This is a genomic window from bacterium (assembly GCA_021372515.1).
In the GTDB taxonomy this organism is placed as follows: Bacteria; Gemmatimonadota; Glassbacteria; order GWA2-58-10; family GWA2-58-10; genus JAJFUG01.
The window spans coordinates 1-8324 of record JAJFUG010000036.1; the positions used below are offsets into that span (position 1 = coordinate 1).

General features: G+C 63.9%; 6 protein-coding genes. 5 read left to right on the forward strand and 1 reads right to left on the reverse strand.

The window, feature by feature from the left end; translation table 11 throughout:
• The 4 genes from LLH00_03340 to LLH00_03355 all read left to right on the forward strand — a co-directional run.
• The coding region (locus LLH00_03340) for an amidohydrolase family protein (GenBank protein ID MCE5270297.1) at positions 1-2661 on the forward strand (2661 nt) is incomplete at its 5' end.
• Positions 2662-2696: 35 nt separating this feature from the next.
• Positions 2697-4028, forward strand: coding sequence for an amidohydrolase family protein (locus LLH00_03345; protein MCE5270298.1), 1332 nt, complete (start codon positions 2697-2699; stop codon positions 4026-4028).
• Between the two features lie 485 nt (positions 4029-4513).
• A complete protein-coding gene (locus LLH00_03350) occupies positions 4514-5017 on the forward strand; it encodes a holin family protein (protein MCE5270299.1) in 504 nt (167 codons plus the stop codon).
• A complete protein-coding gene (locus tag LLH00_03355; GenBank protein MCE5270300.1) occupies positions 5014-5904 on the forward strand; it encodes an N-acetylmuramoyl-L-alanine amidase in 891 nt (296 codons plus the stop codon). The genes LLH00_03350 and LLH00_03355 overlap by 4 nt, the downstream gene beginning before the upstream one ends.
• A 149-nt stretch (positions 5905-6053) precedes the next feature.
• Here LLH00_03355 and LLH00_03360 read toward each other — a convergent pair whose 3' ends face one another.
• Positions 6054-6848 carry an MBL fold metallo-hydrolase gene (locus tag LLH00_03360; protein MCE5270301.1) on the reverse strand — a complete coding sequence of 265 codons (795 nt, stop codon included), beginning with the start codon at positions 6846-6848 and terminating at the stop codon, positions 6054-6056.
• Between the two features lie 240 nt (positions 6849-7088).
• Between LLH00_03360 and LLH00_03365 the strand changes: the two genes are divergently transcribed.
• A partial coding sequence (locus tag LLH00_03365; protein MCE5270302.1) for a dihydroxy-acid dehydratase occupies positions 7089-8324 on the forward strand: 1236 nt, incomplete at its 3' end.

Below are 8324 nucleotides of genomic sequence, written 5' to 3' on the forward strand. Positions count from 1 at the left end.
GCGGCGGACAAGGCCGCCGCTCTGGGCAGCCGGAGCTGGAACCCGGCGGTGCGGCCCCAGCTTAAGGCCGCCACTCTTTTCAAGGCGGACAGTGCGGCCGCCGGCTCGTTCCGCAAGGCCGGGTTCGCCGCGGCGCTCACGTTCCCGCCCGAGGGTATTTTCCGCGGGGCCGGGGCGCTGGTGCTGCTGGACGGCCGCGAGGCGGACGAGTCCATCCTGCGGCCCGAGGCGGCCCAGGCTGCGGCATTCAGCAAGGGCAGCCTGAACCAGGGCTACGGCCCCGAGACCTATCCGGCCTCGGAGATGGGCGCGATCGCCCTGATCCGCCAGAGCCTTCTGGACGCCCGCTGGTACGGCGCGGCCCGCGCCGCCTACGACCGTCACCCGGCGGGGCAGAGCGCCCCGGAAACCGACCTGGCCCTGGCGGCCCTGGGGCCGTACGCGGAGGGCAAAAGCCCGTTCTTATTCGCGTGCGGCGATGAGCTGGACATCCTGCGCGCGGCCAAGATCTGCCGCGAGTTCGGCCTCAAGGGCTGGGCCCTGGGCGCGGGCACCGAATACCGCCGCGCCTCCGAAGTGGCCGCCAGCGGCCTGGGCCTGATCCTGCCGCTCGATTTCCCCGAGGTCCCCGACCTGTCGCAACGCGAGCGCGAGCTTGACGTAAGCCTGCGCGAGCTGAAGCGCTGGGACGCCGCCCCGGAGAACCCGGCCCGTCTCCTCAAGGCCGGGGCGCGGTTCGCCCTGAGCGCCCATGGATTAGAGAAGCCCGAGCAGTTCCTGGACAAGCTGCGCCTGGCCGTGCGCCGCGGCCTGGACCGCGACTCCGCCCTGGCCGCCCTGACCACGGTGCCGGCCGCGCGCCTGGGGATGGACAAGACCCTCGGCCGCCTGGACAAGGGCTACCTGGCCAGTTTCATCCTGGTGGAGGGTGACCTGTTCGACAAGGGACGGGTGCTCGAAACCTGGGTCGCGGGCGAACGTTTCGAAATCCTGGCCCAGCCCCCGGTGGACCCGCGCGGCAAGTGGCAGGTGAGCCTCAGGGACGGTGTCACGGCGCAGGTGGAGATCGGCGGACAGGCGCCCAAGTTCAGCGCCACGGCCGAGGTCCAGGGCCGCAAGCTCAAGGCCTCGACCGTGGCCCTGGAAGAGCGCCGCCTCAGCCTCGCTTTCCCCACCGACTCGCTGGGACGGCCCGGCGTGGCCCGCCTCTGGGCCATCCTGGCCGCGGACACCCTGCGCGGAGAGGGCGTGGAGGCGGACGGCTCCACCTTTGCCTGGAGCGCCCTGCGCACCGCGCCAGCCGAGCCGAAACCCGACAGCGCCAAGGATAAGCCGGTGAGCCCGGCCCTGTTCGGGACAGTCTACCCGGACGGCGCTTTCGGCTGGAGCACCCCGCCGGAGCAGCCTGCCGACCTGCTGGTGAAAAACGCGGTGATCTGGACCTGCGGCCCGGCTGGGAAGCTGGAGGGGGCCGACCTTCTGGTCCACGCCGGGAAGATAGTGAAAGTGGGCAAAGGCCTGACCGCTCCAGCCGGCGCTACCGTGGTCGACGCCGCCGGGCGGCATGTCACCCCGGGGATCATCGACGCCCACTCGCACCTGGCTATCGCCGGCGGGGTGAACGAGGGCACCCACGCCCTGGTGAGCGAGGTGCGCATCGAGGACGTGATCGACCCGGATGACATCGACATCTACCGTCAGCTTGCCGGCGGCACCACCATGGCCCTGCTGATCCACGGCTCGGCCAACCCCATCGGCGGCCAGACCAGCCTGGTCAAGCTGCGCTGGGGCGAGCTGCCCGAGAGGATGATATTCGACGCCCAGCAGCCGGCGATCAAGTTCGCCCTGGGCGAAAACGTGAAGCAGAACTACCTTCCCGACCAGTACGCCCGCCGCTACCCGCGCTCGCGCATGGGGGTGGAGCAGTTCATGCTGGACTCGTTCCAGGCGGCCCGCGACTATCGCAGCCGCTGGAAGATCTACGAGGAGCAGCGCAAGAAACAGCCGGATTTAGTGCCGCCGCGCCGCGACCTGCGCCAGGAGGCCCTTCTGGAGGTGCTGGACGGCAAGCGGCAGGTGCAGTGCCACTCCTACCGTCAGGACGAGATACTGGCAATGATGAGAGTGGCCGAGCGCGAGGGGTTCCGGATCGGGATGTTCATCCACGTGCTGGAGGGCTACAAGGTAGCGGATGAGCTGGCCCGCCACGGCGCCTACCCCACCACTTTCAGCGACTGGTGGGCCTACAAGGCCGAGGTGGTGGACGCCATCCCGTATAACGGCGCTCTGATGCGGGCCCAGGGCTGCACGGTCAGTTTCAACTCCGACAACGACGAGCTGGGGCGGCGGCTGAATTATGAAGCGGCCAAGGCGGTCAAGTACGGCGGCGTGCCGCCCGAGGAGGCGCTCAAGTTCGTCACCCTCAACCCGGCGATCCAGCTTGGAGTGGCCGCGCGCGTGGGCAGCCTGGAGCCGGGCAAGGACGCCGATTTCGTGATCTGGAGCGGCGACCCGCTCTCGGTGTACTCGCACTGCGAGCAGACCTGGCTGGACGGCCGGCGCTTCTTCGACCGGACTGAGGACAGCCGTATGCGGCTCACGGTGGAATCGCAGCGCGCCGCCCTGATCCAGAAAATCCTGCGCTCCGGGGGTGAGAAATGACCGCTTTCACCAGTAACCACAACCTGAGAGCCAAAATGATGCGCAGATGTCTATCCTCAGTCCTCGTTCTCTGCCTGGCCGCTTTCTCCGCAGCCGCGGCCTCGGAGCAGATTCCAGCCCCGCCGCAGGGCGCGCCAGTGGCCTTGGTGGGGGCAACCCTGCACCCGGTCTCGGGCCCCGCGATAGAGGGCGGGACAATCCTGTTCGACAAAGGAAAAATAGTGGCCCTGGGCCGCGAGGTGGCCCTGCCCGCGGATGCCGTGCGGATCGATGCAGCCGGCAAGCATGTCTGGCCGGCCCTGATCCAGGCGGTCTCGTACCTGGGTCTGGTCGAGACCGGCGCGGTCACCCCCACGGTGGATTCGCACGAGATCGGGCAGGTGAACCCGAATGTGCGGGCCGAGCGGGCGATCAACCCGGATTCCGAGCGTTTCCCGGTCACGCGGGCCAATGGTGTGGGTCTTGCCGCCACCCTGCCCGAGGGGGGGCTCCTGGCCGGGATGGGTGCGCTGATCCGTCTGGACGGCTGGACCTGGGAGCAGATGACGGTCAAGGCGCCGCTCTGCCTGGTGGTCGAGTGGCCGGACATGAGCGGCCTGTCCTCCCTGGCGGACAAGAAAGAACTGCAGAAACGCCAGGCCGCCGTGGCCGAGCAGCTTGACACTCTGGAGGAAGCGTTCCGTCAGGCCCGGGCCTACAAAGTGGCCCGCGAGGCCGCGGGCAAGGCGGGCGTGCCGTTCCACGCCACCGACCTGCGCTGGGAGGCCATGCTGCCCGTGCTCGCGGGCGAGGTGCCGGTCTGGGTGGGCGCCAACAGCCTGGCCCAGATCCGGGCCGCGGTGGAGTGGGCCGAGCGGGTGGGTGTGCGCATGGTGCTGGTGGGCGGCGAGGAGGCCCCGCTGGCCGCCGACCTGCTCAAGGCGCACGGCATCCCGGTGATAGTCGATCCCTTGATGCGCCTGCCCTCCCGCCGGGATGCCGCCTACGACTGGACCCTGACAGTGCCGGAAGCTCTGCGCCGGGCCGGGGTTGCTTTCTGCATCGCGGGCGGCTACGGCGACTACGGCAACGAGCGCAACCTGCCCTATCATGCGGCCATGGCCGCGGCCTACGGCCTGCCGCGCGAGGAGGCGCTCAAGGCGGTCACACTCTACGCCGCGCAGATCATGGGCGTGGACAGCCTGGTCGGCTCGCTGGAGCCGGGCAAGCTGGCGGATATAATCGTGACCGACGGTGACCCGCTGGAGATAAGCACGCAGGTGGAGAAGATGTACCTCGACGGGCGGGATATCGACCTGGGCAGCCACCACAAGAGCCTCTACGCCAAGTACCGCGAGAAATACAGGCAGCAAAGCGGCGGGAAATGAGCAGGCGGTATGTAGAATCATAATACAACTTATCGTGTAAGCCGTAAGCTCAGGGGTGACTTCCCGGTCACCCCTGACTTTTTCCTCCCGGACCGGTTTCCGGGGGATGTGGCTCTCCCGATTCAGCAATAACTGTTGTCTTCAGTTCTGATTAAATACCCCCCGTTTCAATGTCCGCAAGCATTCGCCCATTAATCATTGGATTGTTACGCATTACTTCGCTATGCCATTGCCATGACATTAATTCTCGATAAATGTTTTTAACTAAATTAGAATAATTCTGATTCTTCATCTCTTGGTGCATTTTAGCATTTTGAACCCAATTATTTTTTATCGTCGACTCTTGAAATCATCCTTATACAGCCATATGATTAATTAAATGAAGTATTATTAGATTTATGACATTTCAATTCATAACTCGTTGAACCACTTATTTAATGCGGCTTTCTCTCAACCTGAATCCATTTCTCAAAAGAGGAGGCAAAATGAACTGGTTCACCAACATTTTCAGCGGGAGTGTCGGGAGCCTCGTCAAAGATGTCGGGGATGTGGTGGATAAGTTTAATCTGAGCGGGGAGGAAAAGCAGCAGTTCCAACTGGAGATGGAGGCCCTGATCCAGAAGAGAGACTCGGAAATCGAAGCCAGCATCCGCTCCGAGCTGCAGTCCAAGGAGCGTGTGCTCGTGGCCGAGCTGGCCCAGGGTGACAGCTACACCAAGCGGGCCAGGCCGACCGTGGTGTATGCCGGGCTACTGTTCATTTTCATCAACTATTGCCTGGTGCCGATAGTGGGCAAAATAGCCATAGGTGTAACAATCGACGAGATTCCTCTCCCTACGAATTTCTGGCTCGGCTGGTCCGGGATCGTGGCAACCTGGTCCATCGGCCGCAGCTTCGAAAAATCCGGGGTTCAGAACTCGGTCACCCGTGCGCTCACCGGCTCCAGCGCCACCAGCAAGCTGCTGGGAGAGACGGAAGTCAAAGGTTGAGCGGACTGTTTTGCCCGAAGCTGCCATGCTTATATCAAAAAATCGAGCCTGAATTCTCCAAGCGAGGCGATCAGATGAAAATCAACAATCACTTGCTTGAAGGTGAAGGAGTCAAGCAACTGTCCTCACCCAACCGTGGCGGACAGTTCGGGGCCGGGCTGCCGGATACGATTATCATCCACTACACCGGCGGGAGTTCGGCGGAATCGTCCGCCCAGTGGCTGTGTGATCCCAGAGCAAAGGCCTCCGCCCATCTCGTGGTCGGCTGCGATGGTGTCGTCTATCAGCTCGTGCCGTTCAACACCGTGGCCTGGCATGCCGGCAAGAGCGAATATAAAGGCAGAGTGGGGTTCAACAACTATTCGATCGGGATTGAAATCGACAATGCCGGCCGTCTCACCAAAGGCGGCGGGGGGTATATTTCGACGTTCGGGAAAGTATACGGCGAGGATCAGGTGACAGAGGCGGTGCACCGCAACGAGTCCGCACCCTCGTACTGGCACATCTACTCGGAAAAGCAGATCGCGGCGGTCGAAAGCCTCTGCCTGGAATTGATGGGAGCCTACAATATTTCAGCCATATTGGGACACGAGGAAGTGGCTCCGGGCAGGAAGTCCGATCCGGGACCGGCTTTCCCTCTGGACAAGTTGCGGGATAGAATTATCAATCCGGAGCGTGCCCTGGCGGAGGCTTTGCCCAGAAAGAGCGTGGGTGTGGTGACTGCCTCTCTGCTCAATATTCGTTCGCGCGGATTTCCGGGCGCCCCGACCGTAGCCCCGCCTCTAAGCAAAGGTGTAAAAGTCGACATCCTTCAGGAGCAAAACGGGTGGTACGAAGTCGACGTGCAGATGCGAGGCTGGGTAAAGAAAGATTTTATCCGAAGTTAGACCGGGCCCGGAGGCTGCTCTTGTATCAGTGATGAAACATAAGTCGCAGCAAGCACGGTGTGTTTTTCGTGCATACGGTTGAAGAGATTCAGCCTCCGGTTCCTCCCGGCCCGCTTCGGCCAGTTTTCCGTCGTTCCTGCTCCGGCCGCTCACTCCACAATCAGCCGCGAGCCCAGGTCCAGGCGCACGAAATCCTCGCCCCAGGCGGCGCGGAACAACTCGCGGCCCGTATCGCCCGTGCAGTGGGTCGGGGCGACTTTCTGCACGCCCAGCGCTTTCAGGCTGTCGATAGCCGCGGCGATTTGCTCCCGGCTATAATTCTCCAGGTGGAACCCGCCCCCGACAAGATAGAGCGGCTCGCCGGTCTGCTTCCTGGCCGCGGCCGCGATATTCACGATGCCCGGGTGCGCGCAGCCGGTCAGCACGATCAGCCCGCGCGGGGTGCTCAGCAGAAGGGCCTGTTCGATTATCTTGTCCCCCAGCTCGCCGGTCGTCCTCACTCCCTTGCATATCTCGGCCGGGCCATGCACTTCCTCCACTGACTCGGCCGCCGCGGCCACGCTCTTGATCGTATCCGGGAACGCCCCGGGCAGGATCACTTTCACCTTGGGGTTGGCCGCCAGGAACGCCGCCAGGCCATCCGTGTGGTCGTGGTGCTCGTGCGACAGCACGACAGTCTGTACCGCGCGCGGGTCGAGGCCCAGGCGGCGCATGTTATCCAGCAGGGTGTCGCCGTTGGCCCCGGTGTCGAACAGGATGGTCCGCTCGTAGCCCTGGATCAGGCAGCCGAAACCCCACAGGCTGGCCAGACTGCTGTCTGCCACCTCGTTGTTGAACACCACTGTCAGGCGGATGCTGCGGGGGGAGTCCTTGGCGGCGGCGGTCAGGACCGCCGGGGCCAGAAAGGCCAGCGAGGCGAGGGTTTTTAGAATCAATCCGTTCATCGCGGCAGCTCACGGTTGAAAGTGACAAGGTTGGGTCCGGGCCGGGGGTTGCTTCCTCCTATGCCCTTGGATTGAACAATTCAGTTCATTCTAACTCACTTCGGCCCCCGACGCCAGAACGAATCTTTTTTTGACCCCGGAGCGCCCCCGTCCTTTGCATTTTCCTCCCGCGCAGCTTATGATTCTTGGGTAGGCAAAGACTATCAGGATGCAAATCGACCATAGATCGGGAGGTATATTATGGAAGGCAGTAAAAAACCGCTCAACAGCCAGAGCCGGATACTGACCCAGGACCCGGGGTTCCCTGCGGCGCACGCCATGCTCTACGGCGCTGGCATGACCGCCCAGGACATGGAGCGCGCCCAGGTGGGCATTGTGAGCATGGGTTTCGAGATCAACCCCTGCAACATGCACCTCAACCGGTTCGCCTCGCTGATCAAGGAGTCGGTGGAGGAGGCCGACCTCAAGGGCTGGATTTTCCATACGATAGGAGTGAGCGACGGTATCTCGATGGGCACCCAGGGGATGAAATTCTCCCTGCCCTCGCGCGACATCATCGCCGACTCGATCGAGGACCACGCCAGCGCGCACTACTATGACGCCCTCGTGGCCGTGGCCGGCTGCGACAAGAACATGCCCGGCTCGCTCATGGCCCTGGGCCGCCTGAACCGTCCCGGCCTGATGGTCTACGGCGGGACGATCCGGGCCGGGCACCTCTGCGGCCGCGACCTGAACATAGTCTCGGCTTTCGAGGCCTACGGCGAGTACGTGGCCGGCCGGATCGGCCGCGGCGAGCTGACCGAGGTGGAAAAGCACGCCTGCCCCGGACCGGGGGCCTGCGGCGGCATGTACACGGCCAACACCATGAGCGCGGCCATCGAGACCCTGGGCATGAGCCTGCCCCACAGCTCCAGCCACCCGGCAGACAGCACTCAGAAGAACGAGGAGCTGGGCCGCGTGGGCGCGGTGGTGCGCAATCTTCTGGAGCGGGACATCCGCCCGCGCGATATCATGACCCGCGCCGCTTTCGAGAACGCCATGACAATCGTGATGGCACTGGGCGGCTCGACCAACGCGGTTATGCACCTGATCGCCATGGCCAGGAGCGTGGAGGTGCCGCTGGCCATCGACGATTTCCAGCGGGTGAGCGACCGCGTGCCGTATCTTGCCGACCTCAAGCCCAGCGGCCGCTACCTGATGGAGGACCTGCACCGGGTGGGCGGTGTGCCCGCGGTGCTGAGAGTGCTGCTCGAGGCCGGCTATCTGAACGGCGACTGCCTGACCGTTACCGGCCGCACTCTGGCCGAGAACCTGGCCGAATGCGGCGATCTGGCTCCGGGCCAGGACATCATCCAGCCGCTGGACAAACCGATCAAGAAGACCGGGCATATCCAGATAATGTACGGCAACCTGGCCCCGGAGGGCGCGGTGGCCAAGATCACTGGCAAGGAGGGTCTGCGGTTCGACGGCCCAGCC

Coding starts and splice junctions, on each gene's coding strand:
- LLH00_03345 (MCE5270298.1), top strand. CDS start 2,697: ATGATGCGCAGATGTCTATCCTCAGTCCTCGTTCTCTGCCTGGCCGCT.
- LLH00_03350 (MCE5270299.1), top strand. CDS start 4,514: ATGAACTGGTTCACCAACATTTTCAGCGGGAGTGTCGGGAGCCTCGTC.
- LLH00_03360 (MCE5270301.1), bottom strand. CDS start 6,848: ATGAACGGATTGATTCTAAAAACCCTCGCCTCGCTGGCCTTTCTGGCC.